The following is a 19748-nucleotide window of genomic DNA, read 5'->3' as shown; positions in this document are numbered from 1 at the left end:
TAAGGTGGTCGCGGCAGCGGACGTGGGTGAGAGGCGAGAGAAGAGGGACGGGACATGCGACGCGTGGTGCGGGGCTTCTGGGGGCCCCGGCAGGAGTCGGCGGAGGAACTCGCCGCACGGTGGAGCACGACGCTGGAGCGTTTCGCCGCGCTGCTCCCGGAAGCGGCGGCCGGACGGGCGGCGGGCGCACAGGCGGCGGGGCAGTGGCGCACGGCGCCGGCGTCCGGGCCCGCGGTGACGCTGCGGCCCGAAGCGGCCCCGCTGCTCGACGCGCTGCGCGCGGCCAGGGAGGCCGACCCCTGGGCGGCGGCGAACGGCACCTCGCTGCGGCTGCTCGCCGACGCCCCCGCCCCCGGCTGGAAGGTCGAGATCGCCGCTCTCGCGGGCGGCACGCCGGACAGTCTCCCGCAGTCGCTGGTCGCCACGATCACCTCACCCGACGGGGCGGCCCCGCCCGACGCCGCGCTCCTCACCGCCGTGGCGGAGGTCTGGGACCCGGACCACGGGGACGTCGGCGACCGGACCGTCACCGCGGCCCTGAAGCAGGAGGCCGGCTTCAAGGTCGGCACCCCGTCGGTCGGCTGGATCGGCTACCTGTCCGCGGGCCGCGCCGCCCGCGTCCCCGCCGACCTGCGCGCCGAACGCGCCGAACTGCCCACCGGCGGGCTGCTCCTGACCCTCGCCCGGCCCGGGGACACCGCGGCCGTCGTCGAGGCCTACGAGACGCTCCGCAGGAGCGGCGCGCTGGAGCCGCTGCCCCGCCCGATGAACCGGCCCGCCCTGTGACGGTCCGCGCCGGCGAGCCCTACGACACCCGGCGCGCGGTGTCCGCCATCGAGTCCGCCCTCGCCGCCCCCCTCCCCGGCCCCGGCCCCACGGCCGACGAGGGCGAGCCGGTCACCGGGGAATGGGCCTCGACCCGGGGTGAGGGGTTCGTGCTGTTCCCGCTCTGGGAGAGCGACTCCCTCACCGGGGTGTACGACCGTGACTGGACCGACGCGGAGACGGCGGCGGAGGCCAACCTGGCCGCGCTGGTCGCGGAACTCGACACCCGCTGGGGGCCGCACCGGACGCTGCCCCTGACCGGGCCGGAGTCCGCACCTCCGGCCGGGGAGCCCTTCCGTACCCTCCTCGCCAAGGACTGCGACGGCGACCTGGCCCTCTGGGCGCCGCCGGCGGGCCCGGCCTCCCGCTGGGCCGCCGTCTCCCTCAGCCACTCCGACGGCGACGCCCCCTTCCTCCTCACCGCACTGGTCACCGACCGCCCCCTCGAAATCGAGTGACGACCGGCGGCGGGGACGGGTAGGAAGGGCCCATGACGACACTCGGCGCGGTCTTCCGTCCCCAGCTCGCCCCCGAGCGGCTCCGCTCCGTCGCACGGGCCGCGGACGACAGCGGACTCGAGGAGCTCTGGCTGTGGGAGGACTGCTTCCTGGAGGGCGGCATCTCCACTGGTGCCGCCGCGCTCGCCTGGACCGAGCGCGTACGGGTCGGGATCGGGCTGCTCCCCGTGCCGCTGCGGAACGTGGCCGTCACCGCCATGGAGGCCGCGAGCCTGCACCGGATGTTCCCCGGACGTCCGATCCTCGGGGTCGGGCACGGGGTGCAGGACTGGATGGGACAGGTCGGGGCGCGGGCCGAGTCGCCGGTGACCCTGCTGCGGGAGTATCTGATCGCGCTGCGCGCCCTGTTGGGCGGGGAGCGGGTGACGACCGAGGGGCGGTACGTCCGGCTCCGCGACGTCGCCCTGGACTGGCCGCCGGACGGGCCGGTCGAGGTGCTGGCCGGCGCCACGGGGCCCCGCACCGTGCGGCTCACCGGAGAGGCCGCCGACGGGACCGTCCTCACCGCCGAGACCCCGCCCGAGGGCGTGCGCCGGGCCCGCCGGCTGATCGAGGAGGGGCGGACCGCCGCAGGGCGCGCCGGCACCTCCCACAAGGTGGTCGTCTACCTGCTCGCCGCCACCGGAAGCGGCGCCTGTGAACGGCTGCGGGCCGAGCTGACGGCCGAGGGCGCCGCCGCCGGAGCGGACCTCGGGGTGGCCGGGGACGCGGCGGCCGTTGCCGCGGCGGTCCGGCGGCTGGCCGAGGCCGGCGCCGACTCGGTGATCCTCCAGCCGACCGCCGACGAGCCCGACCCCGAGGGCTTCGTCCGGTTCGTCGCGGGGGAGGTCCGTCCCCTGGTGCCCTAGGGGCGCCCGAAGCCCCCGGTCACGAGGCGCGCACGGATATCCGGGCGACAGGACGGGGAGCGCTCGGGCATCGTCGGCTCATGTCCGACCAGCAGATGCGCACGTTCGAAGAACTCCTCGCCGAGGGCGCCGCCGTCCCCACCGAGGGATGGGACTTCTCCTGGTTCGAGGGCCGGGCCACCGAGGCCCGGCCCTCCTGGGGGTACGCCACGGCCCTGGCGGGACGGCTGGACCGGGCCGCTTCCGCGCTCGACCTCCAGACCGGCGGGGGCGAGGTCCTGGACTTCGCCCTCGCCCGTGCCGTCCGGCGTCCCGCGCCCACCGTCGCCACCGAGGGCTGGCCGCCCAACGCCGCCAAGGCCACGGCGCTGCTCCGGCCCCGGGGTGTCGCCGTCGTCACCTCCCCGGAGGACGCGCCGCTGCCCTTCGCCGACGAGGCCTTCGACCTGGTCGTCAGCAGGCACCCCGTCACCGCCCACTGGAGCGAGATCGCGCGGGTACTGCGCCCCGGCGGCACCTACTTCGCCCAGCACGTCGGGCCCGGCAGCGGCTACGAGCTGGTCGAGTTCTTCCTCGGCCCGCAGCCCCGGGAGCAGTGGGAGGCCCGGCACCCGGACCGCGAGCGGCACGCGGCCGGGGCCGCCGGCCTGGAGACCGTCGACGTGCGGGCCGAGCGGCTGCGCATGGAGTTCCACGACATCGCCGCCGTCGTGCACTTCCTGCGCAAGGTGATCTGGATGGTGCCCGGCTTCACCGTCGAGGCGTATCTGCCCGAGCTGCGCGCCCTGCACGAACGCATCGTGGCCGAGGGACCGTTCGTCGCCCACAGCAGCCGTCACCTCTTCGAGCTGCGCAAGCCCCACGGGTGAGCGGGCGGGTTTCCGCATCGTTATCGACCCCGGCTGGCCTTCGGGCCACCCCTTCGCGTAAGTTCGTACCAAGGTAATTCGCGTAAGCAAAGCTGCGCGGTGCGGTACCGCGCAGTGGAGGGGGCTGCGCGGTGCCCGGGCCGCCGCGCCCCGCCCGGAGGGCCCGATCGCCGTCGCCGGGGTCAAGCGGACGCTGCCGCCGGGGTCACCCGTCAGGGGGATGACCGGAAGAGTGGCGCGGAGCGGCGCGCCGGTGCCGCAACCTCCACACAGTCCCCTCAACTTCCGGATTTCCCCAGGATTCGGCCTCCTTTCGGCCACCCGGGACCGGTGAACGGCCCCCTTTCCGGCCCTCGGGGCGTCGCCGGGCGATTCCGGAGAGTAGTTGTGTGCCGCCAATGCGCGCGACATCACTCACGAAGGGTTATGGTGGAAACCCCCCCTCGGGCCGGTCCGTCTCCCCCCCACGGACCGGCCCGTTTTTTCTTGCCGCCCCGGACGTGACCTCCCCGCGGGGGCTCTGGCTAGAGTCCAGGCATGTCGAACGAGCAGCCGACACCGCAGCACCAGCCCCCTGGGCAGCCCGGGCAGCCCGGTGCGTACGGTCCCCCCGCCGCGTACGGACCGTACGGGCAGCAGCCCCCGCCCTACGGGCAGCCCGGCGCCCAGCCCCAGCCGGGTCCGTATCCCCAGCCGGGTCCCTACCCGCAGCCCGGTGCGCACCCGCACCCCGGTGCGCAGCCGCAGGGCTGGGCGGGTGGACCTCCGCCGTACCCCTACGGCCCGTCCGGGCCCGTGGGCATGCCCGGCTCCGTGCGCGCCGCGCAGATCGTGATCTTCGCGACGTTCGGCCTCGGGGTGCTGCTCACCGTCGTGGCCGCCGCCACCGCGGGGCCCGAGGAGGCGGGGCGGTTCTTCAGCACGTACCTGATGTCGCTGGTGCTGTTCGTCCTGGCGTTCCAGTACCGCAAGGCGGGCAACGGCGTGCGCGTCGCCTCCCTCGTGCTGGCCTCGGTGCAGATCCTGTTCGCGCTCAGCGCGGCCGCCCAGGGCGTCCCGCTGGGGATCCTCCCGCTCGGCGCCGCCGTCGCGATCATCGTGCTGCTCAGCCAGGGCTCCGCCGGGCAGTGGTTCCGGCGCCGGCACACGACCGGCACACCGCCCCCGTACGGGCCGTAGAGCCGACAAACGCACCACCCCGGACTTTGGGGACCCCCGCCCCGGCGGGGGTACGCTTCGCCTTCGGGGACCGCCATACGGGCAGGGACCGCCCGCGGCCGAGACCGGGCCGCTTGCCGCGCGACGCGGCGGGGTGCCGCGCCTGTCCGATCCGTACGGAGGGGCTGACGATCACGTGAACCTGCGCGACAAGCTGCGCGGCCTGCTGGTCAGGCTGTACGCACGCCGGGTGGAAGGCCACCTGGACACCGCTCAGGTGCCCAAGCACATCGGCGTCATCATGGACGGCAACCGCCGGTGGGCGAAGGCCGCGGGGTCCAGCACGGTCCACGGCCACCGGGCCGGCGCCGACAAGATCGAGGAGTTCCTCGGCTGGTGCAGCGAGACGGACGTCGAGGTCGTCACCCTCTGGCTGCTGTCGACGGACAACTTCGACCGGCCCGAGGAAGAACTCGTCCCGCTGCTCGGCATCATCGAGGACGTGGTGCGCACCCTCGCCGCCGACGGGCGCTGGCGCGTCCACCACGTGGGCACGCCCGATCTGCTGCCCTCCGGGATGCAGACCACCCTGAAGGAGGCCGAGGCGGCCACCGCGCACGTCAGCGGAATAGTGGTCAACGTCGCCATCGGATACGGCGGTCGCCAGGAGATCGCCGACGCCGTGCGGTCGATGCTCGTCGACGCCCACGAGAAGGGCACCTCCCTGGAGGAGCTCGCCGACGCCGTCGACGTCGACATGATCGGGCGTCACCTCTACACCCGCGCCCAGCCCGATCCCGACCTCGTCATCCGCACCAGCGGCGAGCAGCGGCTGTCCGGTTTCATGCTCTGGCAGACCGCGCATTCGGAGTACTACTTCTGCGAGGTCTTCTGGCCGGCCTTCCGGAAGGTCGACTTCCTGCGGGCCCTGCGCGACTACGCCGCCCGCCACCGGCGCTACGGCGGCTGAGCGGTCCCCGGAGCCGCCCCGGCACCGCTGGTCACACAACTGTTCACCGGCGCGCCGTCATATGCCGTGGCATGGCCGGAGTCGTAAGAGGGAATAAGCCAGGCAGGTCGACGCCCGAACCACGGGCGTCGGATCTCAGCGGACGGCACCGGAGCCGTCCGCCCGGGAGGCCCTTTTGCAGCAGCCCGACCGTGCGGTCACGGCACGGACGAAGCAGCGGAGGACCGGTTCCCGGCCCCCCGTGCAGGAGGGCCGTCGACCGGTCCAGCCCCGCTCCGTCGCTCCCCGACCTCATCCGAGGGGGTACGTCCTTCCGTGGTGACCAGCGCAAAGCGCCACAAGCCCGACCGGCGCACCTATGTTCTCGACACCAGCGTCCTGCTGGCCGACCCCAATGCCCTGACCCGCTTCGACGAGCACGAGGTCGTGCTCCCCGTCGTCGTGGTGACGGAACTGGAGGCCAAGCGGAACCATCCCGAACTCGGCTACTTCGCCCGCCAGGCACTCCGCCTGCTGGACGACTACCGGGTCCGGTACGGCCGTCTCGACGCCCCCATCCCGACCGGGGACCTCGGCGGGACCGTGCGGGTCGAGCTCAACCACTCGGACCCCGGCGTGCTGCCCAGCGGCTACCGCCTGGGGGACAACGACTCCCGCATCCTCGCGGTCGCCCGCAACCTGCAGGCCGAGGGGTTCGACGTCACCGTGGTGTCGAAGGACCTCCCGCTCAGGATCAAGGCATCCTCCGTCGGGCTCCTCGCCGAGGAGTACCGCGCGGAGCTCGCCATCACGGACTCCTCCGGCTGGACCGGAATGTCCGAACTGACCCTGCCCGGTGAGCAGGTGGACATCCTCTTCGAGGAAGGGCACGTGTACGTCCCCGAGGCGTCCGGCCTTCCCGTGCACACCGGCCTGACCATCCAGTCCGAGCGCGGCAGGGCGCTGGGACGCGTCACCGCCGACGGCAACGTCCGGCTGGTGCGCGGCGACCGGGACGTGTTCGGCATCAAGGGCCGCAGCGCCGAGCAGCGCATCGCGCTCGACCTGCTCCTCGACCCGGACGTGGGCATCGTGTCCATGGGCGGCCGGGCCGGCACCGGCAAGTCGGCGCTGGCGCTGTGCGCGGGCCTCGAGGCGGTGCTGGAGCGCCGGCAGCACCAGAAGGTGATGGTCTTCCGTCCGCTGTACGCGGTGGGCGGCCAGGAACTCGGCTACCTGCCCGGTACCGAGGCCGAGAAGATGAGCCCCTGGGCACAGGCGGTCTTCGACACGCTGTCGGCCGTCACCAGCCGCGAGGTCATCGAGGAGGTCACCGCGCGCGGCATGCTGGAGGTCCTGCCGCTCACCCACATCCGGGGCCGTTCCCTGCACGACGCCTTCGTCATCGTGGACGAGGCCCAGTCACTGGAACGGAACGTCCTGCTGACCGTGCTGTCCCGGATCGGGGCCAACTCGCGGGTCGTCCTGACCCATGACGTCGCCCAGCGGGACAACCTGCGCGTCGGGCGGTACGACGGTGTGGTCGCCGTCGTCGAGAAGCTGAAGGGGCACCCGCTGTTCGCGCACGTCACGCTGACCCGGTCCGAGAGGTCCCAGATCGCCGCCCTTGTGACCGAAATGCTCGAAGACGGTCCGAACTGACCCTCGCGTCACAACAAGAGTGGGTTGCTCCGTAGTTGGCGCCGTCCGGAAAGGCGAAGAGCCTAGCCGGGCGGCGTCGGCGTGCGTGGGGGTTTCCGGCAATCCCCAGGGCCAAACGGGATGTGAGCTTTCACACGCAACGGAGAATTGCCTCGCGCCGTCCGGTTACGGCAGAGTCTCCTTCCTGTCAGGCCCCGCATACGACACACCTGTACCCCCAGCGGTGCGGAACCACAGTTTCAACTCCATAGCGTCGTCGTATGCCGCCCGCGCACCACGCGGCGCTCCTTCCGTAGGAGTTGCCCACCGGGCCCGTGCCTCCCGTGACCCGCAGTTGGGGAGGTCAGTGCCAGGGGCACGATTGCGTCCGCGAGGGTCACCGAAGCGGTCGATGCTGGAAGGAAACCGTGTGAGCCGGATCTCGGTCCGGGGATTCGCAGTGGCCTCGGCCACGGCGGTCACCGCTGTCGGAAGCGTCGTCGGCGTTGCCTCGGGCAGCACCGCGCAGAACAACGACGCGGAGGCGACGGCAAGCGGCACCACGCTGCTCGCGGACATCCCCGCGGGCCAGCAGGCCCAGGTGCAGACCGCGTCCCTGACGCAGCAGGCCGAAACGATGGCCATCGCCGCGGACGCGAGCGCCAAGAAGGACGCCGAGGAGGCCGCCCGCAAGGCAGCCGCCGAGACCGCCGTCGCGAAGAAGAAGGAAGCGGCGGAGAAGGCGGAGCAGGAGGCCAAGGAGCGCGCCGAGGCCAAGGCCGCCGCCAGCCGCTCCGCGGTCCGCGACGCGTCCAGCTTCGCCGTCCAGTCCTCGTACACGATCGCCGAAGTGCAGGCGATGGCCCGGCAGATCGTGCCCGCGGACCAGTTCCAGTGCTTCAGCAACATCGTGGAGCGCGAGTCGAGCTGGAACTACCGGGCCGACAACCCCACGTCCGACGCCTACGGTCTGGTGCAGGCGCTCCCGGGTTCGAAGATGTCCTCCGCCGGAGCCGACTGGGCCACCAACCCCGCCACCCAGATCAAGTGGGGCCTCGGCTACATGGACAACCGCTACGGCAGCCCCTGCGGCGCCTGGAACTTCTGGCAGGCCAACCACTGGTACTAGGAGTACCGGGGAGCCCGCCGCCCCGCCTCGCTCAACCCCGCCACAGCCCCGCACCGTCCTACGGTGCGGGGCTGTCGCCCTGTACGGTCTGACCGACGACTCCAGGGGGAGTGGTGGGGGGAAACGGGGGAAGAGGACGGATCATGTCGCGAGTGCCAGGGTGGCTCGGCCGGGTCGGAGCCGGACTGACCGAGGTCAGCAAGCGGCTGGAGCAGCGCCGCGCCGAAGTGGCGCGGGACCTCCGGCCCGACGACGAACCCGCCCCGCCGGTCAGCGGCCCGGACCCCGACCGGTCGCCGGCGCCCGTCGAGTACGCCGCCCCCGCGGCCGCTCCGGTGCGGCCCGACCCGGCGCAGGCCGTGCCCTGGGGAGTGCGGGTCGCCGCCGAGGCCGGCTGGCGGCTGCTGGTGCTGGCCGGCACCGTCTGGGTGCTGATGCGGGTGATCAGCGCCGTACAGCTCGTCGTCCTCGCGTTCGTGGCCTCGCTGCTGATCACCGCGCTGCTCCAGCCCACCGTGGCCCGGCTGACGCGGATCGGAGTGCCGCGGGGCCCGGCCACCGCGCTGACCGCGCTGTTCGGGTTCGTCGTCATCGGCCTGATCGGCTGGTTCGTGACCTGGCAGGTCATGGAGAACATCGACCACCTCTCCGACCAGATCCAGGACGGCATCGACGAACTGCGCAACTGGCTGCTCAACAGCCCCTTCCACGTCACCGACAAGCAGATCAACGAGATCGCCAAGAACCTGCGGGAGGCGGTCGGCGCCAACACCGAGCAGATCACGTCGGCGGGCCTGGAGGGCGTGACCGTCGTCGTCGAGGCGCTCACCGGCATACTGCTGGCCGTCTTCTCGACGCTGTTCCTGCTCTACGACGGCAAGCGGATCTGGGAGTGGTCGCTCAAGCTGGTTCCGGCCGCGGCCCGTCCGGGTGTCGCCGGTGCCGGCCCGGTGGCCTGGCGGACGCTGACGGCGTACGTGCGCGGCACGGTGATAGTGGCTCTGATCGACGCGATCTTCATCGGCCTCGGCATCTACTTCCTCGACGTGCCGATGGCGGTGCCGCTCGCCGTCTTCATCTTCCTGTTCTCGTTCATCCCGCTGGTGGGCGCGGTGGTGTCGGGCGCGCTGGCGGTGGTCGTCGGGCTCGTCACACAGGGCGTGTTCACGGGCGTCATGGTGCTCGTGGTGGTGCTGGCGGTGCAGCAGATCGAGGGGCACATCCTCCAGCCGTTCATCCTGGGCCGCGCGGTGCGGGTGCACCCGCTGGCGGTGGTGCTGGCGGTCGCCTCCGGCGGCATGATCGCGGGCATCGGGGGCGCGGTGGTCGCGGTACCGCTGGTGGCGGTCACCAACACCGTGGTCGGCTACCTCCGCGCGTTCTCCCACGAGGCGGCGGTGATCCGCTCGCCGCGTCCGCGCGGTGCCACGGCCATGTCCGCCCCGGACGCCCCGCGGCCCGCCGCGCCCACCCCGCCTCCGGCCCCGCCCCCGGCACCCGAGCCGGACGACCCGCCCCGGGACTGACGCCGCGCCCGTCCCGCCGCCGCCCCCGGGCCCCGGCGGTCATGCCGAAGGCCCGTCCACCGGGAGGTGGACGGGCCTTCGGGTGAACGGGGCTACTGCGCGGTCAGCGCAGCCTCCGCGTCGAGCGTCGCGGCCACCGCCTGGATCACCGCGGCGATCTTGAAGGCCTCCTGGACCGCCTCGCGCTCCAGACCGGCCTTGCGGAGCACCTGCTCGTGGGAGTCGAGGCACATGCCGCAGCCGTTGATCGCGGACACCGCGAAGGACCAGAACTCGAAGTCGACCTTGTCGACGCCCGGGTTGCCGATGACGTTCATCCGCAGACCGGCACGCAGGTTGCCGTACTCGTGGTCCGACAGCAGATGACGCGTGCGGTAGAAGACGTTGTTCATCGCCATCACCGCGGCGGCGGCCTTCGCGGCCGTGTACGCCTCGGGCGACAGGTTGGCCTTCGCCTCCGGCTCCAGCTCGCGCAGCACGATCGGCGAACGCGAGGCGATCGCCGTCGACAGCACCGTGCCCCACAGCTGCTGGGCCGGCAGGTCCGAGTTGCCGATGACCGAACCCAGGTTGAGCTTCAGGTCCTTGGCGTAGTCCGGTATGCGGGACTTCAGGGAGTCGAGGGACATGTCAGGTCACTCCCCGGCCAGCAGCGCGACCGGGTCCAGGGTCTCCTCGCCCTTGGACCAGTTGCACGGGCAGAGCTCGTCGGTCTGCAGGGCGTCCAGCACCCGCAGGACCTCCTTCGGGTTCCGGCCGACGGAGCCGGCGGTCACCATGGAGAACTGGATCTCGTTGTTCTGGTCCACGATGAACACCGCGCGCTTGGCGAAGCCGTCCTCGCCCTCGATGCCGAGGTCGCGCATCAGCTCGTGCCTGGAGTCCGCCATCATCGGGAACGGCAGGTCGCGCAGGTCGTCGTGGTCCTTGCGCCAGGCGTGGTGGACGAACTCCGAGTCACCGGAGAAGCCGAGGACCTGGGCGTCCCGGTCGGCGAACTCCTCGTTCAGCTTGCCGAACGCGGCGATCTCGGTCGGGCACACGAAGGTGAAGTCCTTGGGCCACGCGAACACGATCTTCCACTTGCCCTCATAGGTCTTGTGGTTGATCGTCTCGAACTCCTTGCCCTTCTCCAGCGAGACGCAGGCGGTCAGTTCGAACTCGGGGAACTTGTCACCGACAGTGAGCACAGGCCCTCCTTGCAGCGAAGAAACGCCCGGATCGCGGGCATTTCCCATGGGTTGGACCTTGTTGATGTTGGCACAGGCTGCATTGATTCGTGAAATAGCTACACTCGGTCGTGTTGATCGGAGGAAGTTATCAGTGACTGCGGGTAACAGGCGCAGGCAGCCCAGCCTCGCCCAGCTGCGGGCGTTCGCCGCGGTGGCCGAGCATCTGCACTTCCGGGACGCCGCGGCGGCGACCGGCACGAGCCAGCCGGCGCTGTCGGGAGCGGTGGCCGCGCTGGAGGAGACACTCGGTGTCACGCTCGTCGAGCGTACGACGCGGAAGGTACTGCTCTCCCCGGCCGGTGAGCGCCTCGCCCCCCGCGCCAAGGCCGTGCTGGAGGAGGTCGCGGCGCTGCTGGAGGAGGCCGACGCGCTGCGGGCGCCCTTCACCGGGGCGCTGCGCCTCGGGGTCATCCCCACGGTCGCCCCGTACGTGCTGCCCACCGTGCTGCGGCTGGTGCACGACCGCTATCCGCAGCTCGACCTCCAGGTGCACGAGGAGCAGACCGCCAGCCTGCTCGACGGACTGGCCGCCGGCCGGCTGGACCTGCTGCTGCTCGCCGTGCCCCTCGGTGCCCCCGGAGTGATCGAGATCCCGCTGTTCGACGAGGACTTCGTGCTGGTCACCCCGCCCGGGCACCGGCTCGGCGGACGGCGGGGCATACCCCGGGACGTGCTGCGCGAGCTGAACCTGCTCCTGCTGGACGAGGGCCACTGCCTGCGCGACCAGGCCCTGGAGATCTGCCGCGAGGCCGGCCGCACCGGCGTCGCGGCCACCACCACGGCGGCCGGACTCTCCACGCTGGTCCAGCTGGTGGCGGGCGGCCTGGGGGTGACGCTGCTGCCGCGCACCGCCGTCGACGTCGAGACCACCCGCTCCAGCCGCCTGCTCACCGGCTGTTTCACCGACCCGGCCCCCACCCGCCGCATCGCCCTCGCCATGCGCACGGGCGCGGCGAGGGCGGCGGAGTACGAGCAGCTGGCGTCGGCGCTGCGCGAGGCGCTGCGGGACCTGCCGGTGCGGACCGTGGGAGGCTGAACGCCCGCGGTCCGTACCGGTCCTACTCCGTGCGCAGCCCGTCCGGGCGCATCATGCGCAGCAGCGGGGGCAGGCTCAGCAGGGTCACCACGAGGACGACGCCCGCGCCGATGCCGGTCATCTGCAGGACGCTCGGCCAGTCCACGCCGACCGGTGTGGCGGTCATCCGCAGCAGCACCGCGCCCAGGGTGATGCCCACGGCCGCGGCCAGCAGCAGTCCCAGACCGATCGGGACGGCCGTCTGCCACAGCACCGACAGGCTCAGCGTGCGCCGCCGGGTGCCGAAGGCGACCAGCGCGGCCAGCAGCTTGCGGCGTTCGCGCAACTGCTCCAGCTGGGAGACCAGCAGGCTCGCCCCGATCAGCGCCAGGACGGCGGCGGCGCCGACGAACAGGCCCGTGCGGATGGTGTCGAAGCGCTCGGTCCGCTCGGTCGCGGACCAGGTCATCGGATCGGACAGCGGGTCGATCGCGGCCGCCGTGTTGCGCACGTGCTCACGGGCGTGCGGCACCGAGTCGTCGATCGCCAGGTACAGCTGGCCCCGCACCGCTTCGGCCAGGTCGTCGGGCATCGCCCCGCGGGTCAGCAGGAAACCGCCGCGCTTCGTCCCGGTCGGGTCCTCGACGGAGGCGGCCTCCTTCAGCGCCCCGGGGACGGTCCACTCGACCTCCTTCATCTCCTCGCCGGGGGACGGCACCTCCGCGTACAGCTTCTGGCCCGGCCTGCTCAGCGACGGCGTGTCGGTGTCGTGCTCGCCGCCCTGCACCGCGAACACGTCGCCGTCCGCGCACGAGGGCAGCTTCGCCACCTCGCGCAGGGTCGCGCAGTCGCCGACGGTCAGCTGGGCACTGCGCTGCGGTTCCTCGGTGTACGGGCGGTCGGCGAAGTACCCCTCGGACAGCGGGTAGACCTTGCGGACGCCCTCGGTCTCCGCCAGCTTCGCCGTGGCCGCGTCGATCTCGGTGCCCTCCGGCACCCGGACCTGCATCTGCGCCAGCGACACGTCGTAGCCGGTCTCCTTGGTGTAGTCGGCCTCCACCCCGGCGAACAGCATCTGCAGGGCGATCGCACCGGCCACGGCCACGGCGATGCCGTTGACCATGCGTGCCGCCGTGCCGCTGCTCAGCTGGAGCCGGCGCACGGCCAGCTGCCAGGACACGCTGCCGGAGCCGAGCCGGGCGACGACCGTCTCCACGAACCACGGCAGCAGCGCGGTGACGCCGACGAGCAGGCAGATGACACCACCGGTGACCAGGTATCCGTTGAACTCCCCGTTCTCCTTGCCCTGGCCGAGCATGGGGACCAGCATGACGACGCCGGCCAGCGGGAACAGCAGCCGCCACCACAGCCGGCGGCGGGCCGGCCGCGCCGTGCGCACCACACCCAGCGGCTCGATGACCACCCCGCGCAGCGCCAGCAGGGTCACCAGCACCGCGGCCGCCGGGACCGCCACCGCGACCAGCAGCGCCAGCAGCGGCGAGGGGTTCAGATAGCTCGGGAAGACACTGATCCGGAACACTTCGACGGACGCCGCGAACTCACGCCCCGCCAGGAAGAACGCGGTGCCGAACACCAGCCCCAGCAGGGCCCCGCCGAGCGCCTCCCCCGCCGCGATCCGCCGGGTCATCCCGCCGTCGGAGCCGACCAGCCGCAGCGCCGCCAGCCGGCGGTCGCGCCGCTCGCCGCCGAAGCGCACGGCCGCGGCGATGAACACGGCGACCGGCATCAGCAGCACCACGAAGACGACCAGGATCAGCAGCATGAGGACCGGGTCCATCTCCTCCTCGGTGGGGTTGGGGTCCCCGAAGGAGTCGATGCGGCCCACCAGCCCGTCGCCGGCCCGGTCCGCGAGGCCCTGGGCGCCCGCGTAGTAGGCGAGTTCCTGCGACCCGATCAGGCCCTGCTCGCCGATCGTGCCCACGATGTCGTACGGCAGCCGCTCCCGCAGCAGCGCGCCGTCGCCGGAGTCGAGGAGCTCCTTCAGCGCGGGGGAGACCAGCATGTCGCCCGGGGCGGGGAACTCCCGCAGGCCGGGCGGCAGCGGGGCCTTGTCGCCCTCCGGCTCCAGCAGCCGGCCGCGGATGTCCCGGCCGCCGAACTCCGTGTTGGTGTCCGCCGTCATCAGGGTGTCGTCGGCCCGCGCGATCTGCTCGCCGTAGGTGTAGTTGAGGCGGCCCTCCTCCCGCCGGTCGCGCTCCGCCAGTGCGGCGGGCAGGGCGGTGGTGAGCAGCAGCAGCGCCACGCCCAGCCCCACCCCGACCGCGGTGAGCAGGGCCCGGGTCCAGCCCTCGCGGCCCCCGGCGAAGGCGAACCGCAGCCCCATGCCGAGGTCCCGCGCCCACTGAGCGGCACTCATACGACGCGCTCCATGTCCCGGGACCTGCCGTCGCGCACGACGATCTCTCGGTCGGAGTAGGCGGCCACCCGCGCCTCGTGCGTGACGAGGACGACGGCGGCGTTGGCGGACCGGGCGGCCTCGGTGAGCAGCTCCATCACCCGTTCGCCGTTGAGGGAGTCCAGCGCGCCGGTCGGCTCGTCGGCGAACAGCAGCCGCGGGCCGGTGACCAGGGCCCGCGCCACGGCGACCCGCTGGCCCTGACCGCCGGACACCTCGCCGGGCCGCTTGCCGCGGACGTCGTCGACCTCCAGGCGCTCCATCCAGGCCAGCGCGGCCCGCTCGGCCTCCTTGCGCGGCGTGCCGTTCAGCCGCATCGGCAGGGCCACGTTCTCCACGCAGGTGAGCTCCGGCACGAGCTGCCCGAACTGGAAGACGAAACCGAACTCCGAGCGCCGGAGCGCGCTGCGCTCGGAGTCGCTCATGGCGGTCAGCTCGCGTCCGTCGTACAGGATCGACCCGGAGTCGGGGGTGACGATCCCGGCGAGGCAGTGCAGCAGCGTGGACTTGCCCGAACCGGAGGGCCCCATCACGGCGACGACCTCGCCGGGGTGGATGGAGAAGGCCGCGCCGTCGAGCGCGGTCGTCGGGCCGTACACCTTGCGCAGGTCCCGGGCGACGAGCAGGGAACCGGGGGGAGGGGTCGTGGTCATCGGGCCACCGCCTCACGGAGCTTGTCGAGACGCGCCGCGGTCAGCTCCAGCCAGCGCAGGTCGGCCTCGAGGTGGAAGAGGGCGTGGTCGCAGATGAGCTGGTCGGCGAGATCGCCCCTGCGCTTGCGGTCGGTGAGGATCCGCATGCTGCGCAGGTGCTCCGAGCGCTGCGTGTCGAGGACGTCGGCGGCGTCACGGCTGGTGAGCAGCGCCAGGACGACCTTGGTGTAGAGGGTCGACTGGAGGTACGGCTCCGGCTTCTCCGGCGTGGCGAGCCAGCGCTCGACATCGGTGATGCCGGCCTCGGTGATCGCGTACCGCTTCCGCTCGGGGCCGCCGCCGGCCTCGATGCCGTCGACTTCGACGAGCCCGTTCTTCAGCAGGCGGGACATCGTCGAGTAGACCTGGCCGTAGTGCAGCGGCCGGTCGTGACCGAACTTCTCGTCGAAGGCCCGCTTCAGGTCGTAACCGTGGCGCGGGCCGGACTCCAGGAGCCCCAGGAGGGTGTGACCGATGGACATGCCGAGCACTCTACACACCGTGTATACGCACTGTGTATACACCGCGTGTGCAGAAGCCTTCGAGGTGTGCGAACCTCCTGGTGGGGGCCGATTGTCACGGTTCTGCTACCGGGCCGGCCGGGCCGTTCAGCCGGGCGGCGGGGAACCGGGGGAGGAGCCCCCGGGCGGACGTCCGCGGCGGGGCAGGGGGCCGGTCTCGCCGGGTAGCCGCCCCGCCTCCGCGAGGGCCCGCCGCAACAGGAACTCGATCTGCGCGTTGGCCGAGCGCAGCTCGTCGTTCGCCCAGCGGGCCAGCGCCTCGTACACCGACGGGTCGAGCCGCAGCAGCACCTGCTTGCGCTGCGGCCGACCCTGGGGGGCCGGGCCCCCGGACGGAGCCGTCACTGGTAGAGCGTCCCGGTGTTGAGGACCGGCTGCGCCGAGCGGTCGCCGCACAGCACCACCATCAGGTTGGACACCATCGCCGCCTTCCGTTCCGCGTCGAGCTCCACGATGCCCTGCTCCTGGATCCGGTCCAGGGCCGACTCGACCATGCCCACGGCACCCTCCACGATCTGCTGCCGCGCCGCCACGACCGCGCCGGCCTGCTGCCGCTGGAGCATCGCCGAGGCGATCTCGGGCGCGTAGGCGAGGTGGGTGAAACGGGACTCGATGATCTGCACGCCCGCCGCGTCCACCCGCGCGCGCAGTTCGACGGCGAGCTTCTCGGTGATCTCCTCGGCGTTGCCGCGCAGCGACAGGCCGTCCTCGTCGTGGGCGTCGTAGGGGTACTCGATGGCGATGTGCCGCACGGCCGCCTCGGTCTGGGTGGAGACGAACTCGACGTAGTCGTCCACCTCGAAGGTGGCCTGCGCGGTGTCCTCCACCCGCCACACCACGACCGCGGCCAGCTCGATGGGGTTGCCGTAGGCGTCGTTCACCTTCAGTACGGCGGTCTCGTGGTTGCGCACCCGCGTGGAGATCTTGTGGCGCGTGGTGAGGGGGTTCACCCAGCGCAGGCCGTCCTGGCGGATCGTCCCCCGGTAGCGGCCGAAGAGCTGCACCACCCGGGCCTCGCCCGGCGCCACCATGTTCAGCCCGCACATCGCGAGGAACGCGGCGATCCCGATCAGGATGCCGCCGGTGATCAGGGCGGCCTTGGCGCCGGTCGCGGTGACCGCCGTGGCGGTGACGATCAGCGCCGTGCCGGTCAGCAGTCCGACCAGGCCGAGAGCCAGCGCCAGTCCGCCGCCGATGCTGTGCGCCGGGACCTCCCGGACGCGCGGGGCCGGCATCTCCGGCACATCGGCCGTGACCTGCGTGTCGTGCGTGGACATGGGTGATCCCCCGTTTCTCCGGGCGCCCGCCATGGGCTAGCGCCTGCCTAGCTAAGTGATATCACTTTACCCGATCGCGGCAACCCCGCGGGCCCCTCGTACGTCGGTTCCTTTGAGACGGGTGCTGATTGTCACGTCCGTAACGACCGCATCAGCAGCCCTTTGTCATAGCTCCCGGTGTTAGCTTTCTGAGCTGACCTGAGCGGCGAACCTGTGTGGCAGTCGAGCACACATGAACGAAGCGGAGCGGAACGGGCGCATGGGACGAGCGGAAGAAAGACGCGCACGACAGCGCGGCGGGCGCCGTGCGGCACCCACGGGCCGCAGCTCGTCGGGCGCCACCGGCCGCACCGGCATACGCCGGCTCTTCACCTGGAAGAAGATCGTCGGCACCTTCTTCGGCCTCTGCCTGCTCGGCATGGGCGCCTTCATCGTGCTGTACATGGTGATCGACATCCCCGAGGGGAACGCCGAGGCGGAGTCGCAGGGCAACGTCTACAAGTACACCGACGGCTCGATCATGGCCCGCAGCGGCTTCAACCGCGAGATCGTCGACCTCGCCCGGGTCCCCAAGGACGTGCAGCGCACCTTCGTCGCCGCCGAGAACAAGACCTTCTACAAGGACTCCGGCGTCGACATCAAGGGCACCGCGCGGGGTGTGTTCAACACGCTCTCCGGCAAGGGCGCACAGGGTGGTTCGACGATCACCCAGCAGTACGTCAAGAACTACTACCTGTCGCAGGAACAGACCGTCACGCGCAAGATGAAGGAAGTGGTCATCTCCCTGAAGCTGGACCGGGAGAAGTCCAAGGACTACATCCTCGCGGGCTACATCAACACCAGCTACTACGGCCGCGGCGCCTACGGTATCCAGGCCGCCGCACAGGCCTACTACCGTGTCGACGCCGAGGACCTGACGGTGGAGCAGGGCGCCTACCTCGCCGCGGTGCTCCAGGCGCCGAGCCAGTACGACTGGGCCGTCGCCGGCGAGAGCGGCAAGAAGCTCGTCCAGGAGCGCTGGAACTACGTCCTGGACAACATGGTCGAGCAGAAGTGGCTGAGCGCCGGCGACCGTCAGGGCATGGAGTTCCCCGTCCCCAAGGAGCCGAAGGCCGCCCCCGGGATGGAGGGCCAGACCGGCTACGTGGTCGAGGCGGCCAACAACGCGGTCAAGCGGCAGTTCGTCGAACAGGGCATCGCGGAGGACATGAAGCAGGCCGACGCCCTGCTCGACCTCGGTGGCTACACCATCACGGTCAACATCGACAAGAAGAAGCAGGCCGCGCTGGAGAAGGCGGTCAAGGCCAAGCTGACCAGCAAGCTCGACCCGGAGAAGCGCGCGGTCGACGCCGACGTCCAGGCCGGTGCCGTCTCCGTGAACCCGAAGACGGGCGCGGTCGTGGCGATGTACGGCGGCGTGGACTACGTCAAGCACTTCACCAACAACGCCACCCGCGACGACTACCAGCCGGCCTCCACCTTCAAGCCGGTCATCCTCGCCGCGGCCGTGGACCAGGGCGCCGAGACCCAGGGCGGCGTGCCGATCCGGGCCGACACGATCTACGACGGCACCAGCAAGCGCCCCGTGCGGGACGGCGACCGCAAGGTCGGCTTCGCGCCCCCCAACGAGGACGACATCGACTACGGCGACATCACCGTCCAGGAGGCGATGAACAAGTCCGTCAACTCGGTCTTCGCGCAGATGGGCATCGACGTCGGCATGACCGAGGTTGTCAAGGTCGCGGGCGACCTCGGCATGGACACCGAGGGCGTCGAGGCCGTCCCCGCGCAGACCCTGGGCAGCATGGGCGCGAGCCCGCTGGAGATGGCGGGCGTCTACGCCACCCTCGCCAACCACGGCAAGAAGGTCACCCCGGCCCTGGTGAAGTCGGTCGAGCACAACAGCCGCAGCGTCGAGTTCGCCGACCCGGTCGGCGACCAGGTCGTCAGCCGCGCCGCCGCCGACACGGTGACCTCCGTGCTCACCGGCGTGGTCGACGACGGTACGGCCCGGCGGTCCGTGCGGGAGAACCCGCTGCGGGGCGGCCAGCAGGTGGCCGGCAAGACGGGCACGTCCGACAACAACAAGTCGGCCTGGTTCACCGGCTTCACGCCGGAACTGGTCACCTCGGTCGGCCTGTTCGGCGAGGACGCGGAGAACCAGAACCAGGTGCCGATGTACAAGGCCGGCGGTGTCGAGTACCGCGTCAACGGCGGTGGTTTCCCCGCCGAGATCTGGGCCGCCTACACCTTCGGCGTCATGGACGAGGTCAGCAGGTTCGACCTGGACACCGACCAGGGCGCCGCCGTACGGCCGACCCGTACGCCGTCGGCCACCCCGTCGCCCTCGGTCACCCCGAGCCAGGAGCCGACGACCCGGGCGCCCACCACCGAGGCCCCGCCCGAGACCTCGTCCGCGCCGCCGACGTCCGAGCCGCCGACCTCCGAGCCGCCGACGTCCACGCCGCCGACGAAGACACCGCCCTCCGGCTCGCCGACCCTCGGCATCCCGGGCGACCCGGACGACCCCCAGTTCGGCGGGGACCAGTAGCCCGGGCGGATCCGACGGACGGGGAGACGCGAGGGGCGCCCGGTGACCACACCGGGCGCCCCTCGCGCCGTACGCGGCTCAGCCGTGGTTCAGCTCGAACCACACCACCTTGCCCGTGCTCAGCCGGGTCGCGCCCCAGCGCCGGGCCAGCCGGTTCACCAGGTACAGTCCGCGCCCGCCCTCGTCCGTGGCGCGTGCCTGCCGCAGCCGCGGCAGCTGCGGCACGTCGTCACCGACCTCACAGCGCAGCACGTCCGTGCGCAGCAGCCGCAGCGTGACCGGCCGCGTGGCGTACCGCACCGCGTTCGTCACCACCTCGCTGACCAGCAGCTCCACGGAGTCGCTCAGTTCCTCCATGCCCCAGCGGGTCAGCGCCCGCCGGGCCAGGCGGCGGGCCCGGCCGGGGGCCGCGTCCTCCGGCTCCAGGAACCAGTACGCCACGTCGTTCGGCGCGATCCCGTCGAAGCGGGCGGCGAGCAGCGCGATGTCGTCGTCCCGGTCGCCCGGGCCGAGCATGTCCAGCACCTCGTCGCACAGCGCCTCCAGCGGCGGCGGATGGTCCGCGCCGGTCAGCTGCGCGG

General features: G+C 72.0%; 19 protein-coding genes. 11 read left to right on the top strand and 8 right to left on the bottom strand.

Annotated features, from left to right (window positions below; all coding sequences use genetic code 11):
• Positions 1-54: 54 nt before the first annotated feature.
• The 9 genes from IE118_RS13875 to IE118_RS13835 all read left to right on the top strand — a co-directional run bounded on the left by IE118_RS13875 (position 55) and on the right by IE118_RS13835 (position 9463).
• Positions 55-786, top strand: a complete 732-nt coding sequence (locus IE118_RS13875) for a serine/threonine-protein kinase (protein WP_189558192.1) — start codon at positions 55-57, stop codon at positions 784-786.
• Positions 783-1283 (top strand): hypothetical protein, encoded by a 501-nt coding sequence (locus IE118_RS13870; protein WP_189558191.1) that lies wholly within the window; start codon positions 783-785, stop codon positions 1281-1283. The genes IE118_RS13875 and IE118_RS13870 overlap by 4 nt, the downstream gene beginning before the upstream one ends.
• A gap of 32 nt (positions 1284-1315) precedes the next feature.
• Complete coding sequence (locus IE118_RS13865) at positions 1316-2191, top strand: LLM class flavin-dependent oxidoreductase (protein WP_189558190.1); 876 nt, start codon at positions 1316-1318, stop codon at positions 2189-2191.
• Positions 2192-2271: 80 nt separating this feature from the next.
• A complete protein-coding gene (locus IE118_RS13860) occupies positions 2272-3060 on the top strand; it encodes a class I SAM-dependent methyltransferase (RefSeq protein ID WP_189558189.1) in 789 nt (262 codons plus the stop codon).
• Between the two features lie 537 nt (positions 3061-3597).
• Positions 3598-4239: a hypothetical protein gene (locus tag IE118_RS13855; RefSeq protein WP_189558188.1), complete on the top strand. Its 642-nt coding sequence runs from the start codon at positions 3598-3600 to the stop codon at positions 4237-4239.
• Positions 4240-4414: 175 nt separating this feature from the next.
• Complete coding sequence (locus IE118_RS13850; RefSeq protein WP_189558187.1) at positions 4415-5188, top strand: isoprenyl transferase; 774 nt, start codon at positions 4415-4417, stop codon at positions 5186-5188.
• A gap of 315 nt (positions 5189-5503) precedes the next feature.
• Complete coding sequence (gene phoH2, locus IE118_RS13845) at positions 5504-6829, top strand: RNA 5'-3' helicase PhoH2 (protein WP_189558186.1); 1326 nt, start codon at positions 5504-5506, stop codon at positions 6827-6829.
• A gap of 409 nt (positions 6830-7238) precedes the next feature.
• Positions 7239-7937: an aggregation-promoting factor C-terminal-like domain-containing protein gene (locus IE118_RS13840; protein WP_434100243.1), complete on the top strand. Its 699-nt coding sequence runs from the start codon at positions 7239-7241 to the stop codon at positions 7935-7937.
• Between the two features lie 143 nt (positions 7938-8080).
• Positions 8081-9463, top strand: a complete 1383-nt coding sequence (locus IE118_RS13835) for an AI-2E family transporter (protein WP_189558184.1) — start codon at positions 8081-8083, stop codon at positions 9461-9463.
• 92 nt (positions 9464-9555) lie between these two features.
• Here the strand turns inward: IE118_RS13835 and IE118_RS13830 are convergent, their stop codons facing one another.
• A complete protein-coding gene (locus IE118_RS13830; protein ID WP_189558183.1) occupies positions 9556-10092 on the bottom strand; it encodes an alkyl hydroperoxide reductase in 537 nt (178 codons plus the stop codon).
• Between the two features lie 6 nt (positions 10093-10098).
• Positions 10099-10653 carry a peroxiredoxin gene (locus IE118_RS13825; protein ID WP_189558182.1) on the bottom strand — a complete coding sequence of 185 codons (555 nt, stop codon included), beginning with the start codon at positions 10651-10653 and terminating at the stop codon, positions 10099-10101.
• Positions 10654-10786: 133 nt separating this feature from the next.
• On the opposite strand from IE118_RS13825, the gene IE118_RS13820 reads away from it, so the two are divergent.
• A complete protein-coding gene (locus IE118_RS13820; RefSeq protein WP_229846801.1) occupies positions 10787-11731 on the top strand; it encodes a LysR substrate-binding domain-containing protein in 945 nt (314 codons plus the stop codon).
• Between the two features lie 22 nt (positions 11732-11753).
• On the opposite strand, the gene IE118_RS13815 is transcribed toward IE118_RS13820, so the two are convergent.
• From IE118_RS13815 to IE118_RS13795, 5 genes are all read right to left on the bottom strand, one after another.
• Positions 11754-14087, bottom strand: coding sequence for an ABC transporter permease (locus tag IE118_RS13815; RefSeq protein ID WP_189558181.1), 2334 nt, complete (start codon positions 14085-14087; stop codon positions 11754-11756).
• Positions 14084-14779, bottom strand: a complete 696-nt coding sequence (locus tag IE118_RS13810; protein ID WP_189558180.1) for an ABC transporter ATP-binding protein — start codon at positions 14777-14779, stop codon at positions 14084-14086. Before IE118_RS13810 ends, IE118_RS13815 begins: the two co-directional genes overlap by 4 nt.
• Positions 14776-15300: a PadR family transcriptional regulator gene (locus tag IE118_RS13805; protein WP_189558179.1), complete on the bottom strand. Its 525-nt coding sequence runs from the start codon at positions 15298-15300 to the stop codon at positions 14776-14778. Before IE118_RS13805 ends, IE118_RS13810 begins: the two co-directional genes overlap by 4 nt.
• 126 nt (positions 15301-15426) lie before the next feature.
• Positions 15427-15684, bottom strand: a complete 258-nt coding sequence (locus tag IE118_RS13800; protein WP_229846800.1) for a type II toxin-antitoxin system antitoxin — start codon at positions 15682-15684, stop codon at positions 15427-15429.
• Complete coding sequence (locus IE118_RS13795) at positions 15681-16616, bottom strand: SPFH domain-containing protein (protein WP_189558177.1); 936 nt, start codon at positions 16614-16616, stop codon at positions 15681-15683. The genes IE118_RS13800 and IE118_RS13795 overlap by 4 nt, the downstream gene beginning before the upstream one ends.
• Positions 16617-16875: 259 nt before the next feature.
• On the opposite strand from IE118_RS13795, the gene IE118_RS13790 reads away from it, so the two are divergent.
• Positions 16876-19167 (top strand): transglycosylase domain-containing protein, encoded by a 2292-nt coding sequence (locus IE118_RS13790; RefSeq protein ID WP_189558176.1) that lies wholly within the window; start codon positions 16876-16878, stop codon positions 19165-19167.
• A 78-nt stretch (positions 19168-19245) separates the two neighbouring features.
• Here the strand turns inward: IE118_RS13790 and IE118_RS13785 are convergent.
• Positions 19246-19748: ATP-binding protein (locus IE118_RS13785; protein WP_189558175.1), on the bottom strand; the 503-nt coding region annotated here is incomplete at its 5' end.

The sequence above is a fragment of the Streptomyces pilosus genome (genome assembly GCF_014649835.1).
Lineage (GTDB): Bacteria > Actinomycetota > Actinomycetes > Streptomycetales > Streptomycetaceae > Streptomyces > Streptomyces pilosus.
The sequence above is the reverse complement of the archived record's forward strand: the minus strand, read 5'-3'. Positions and strand labels throughout refer to the sequence as shown.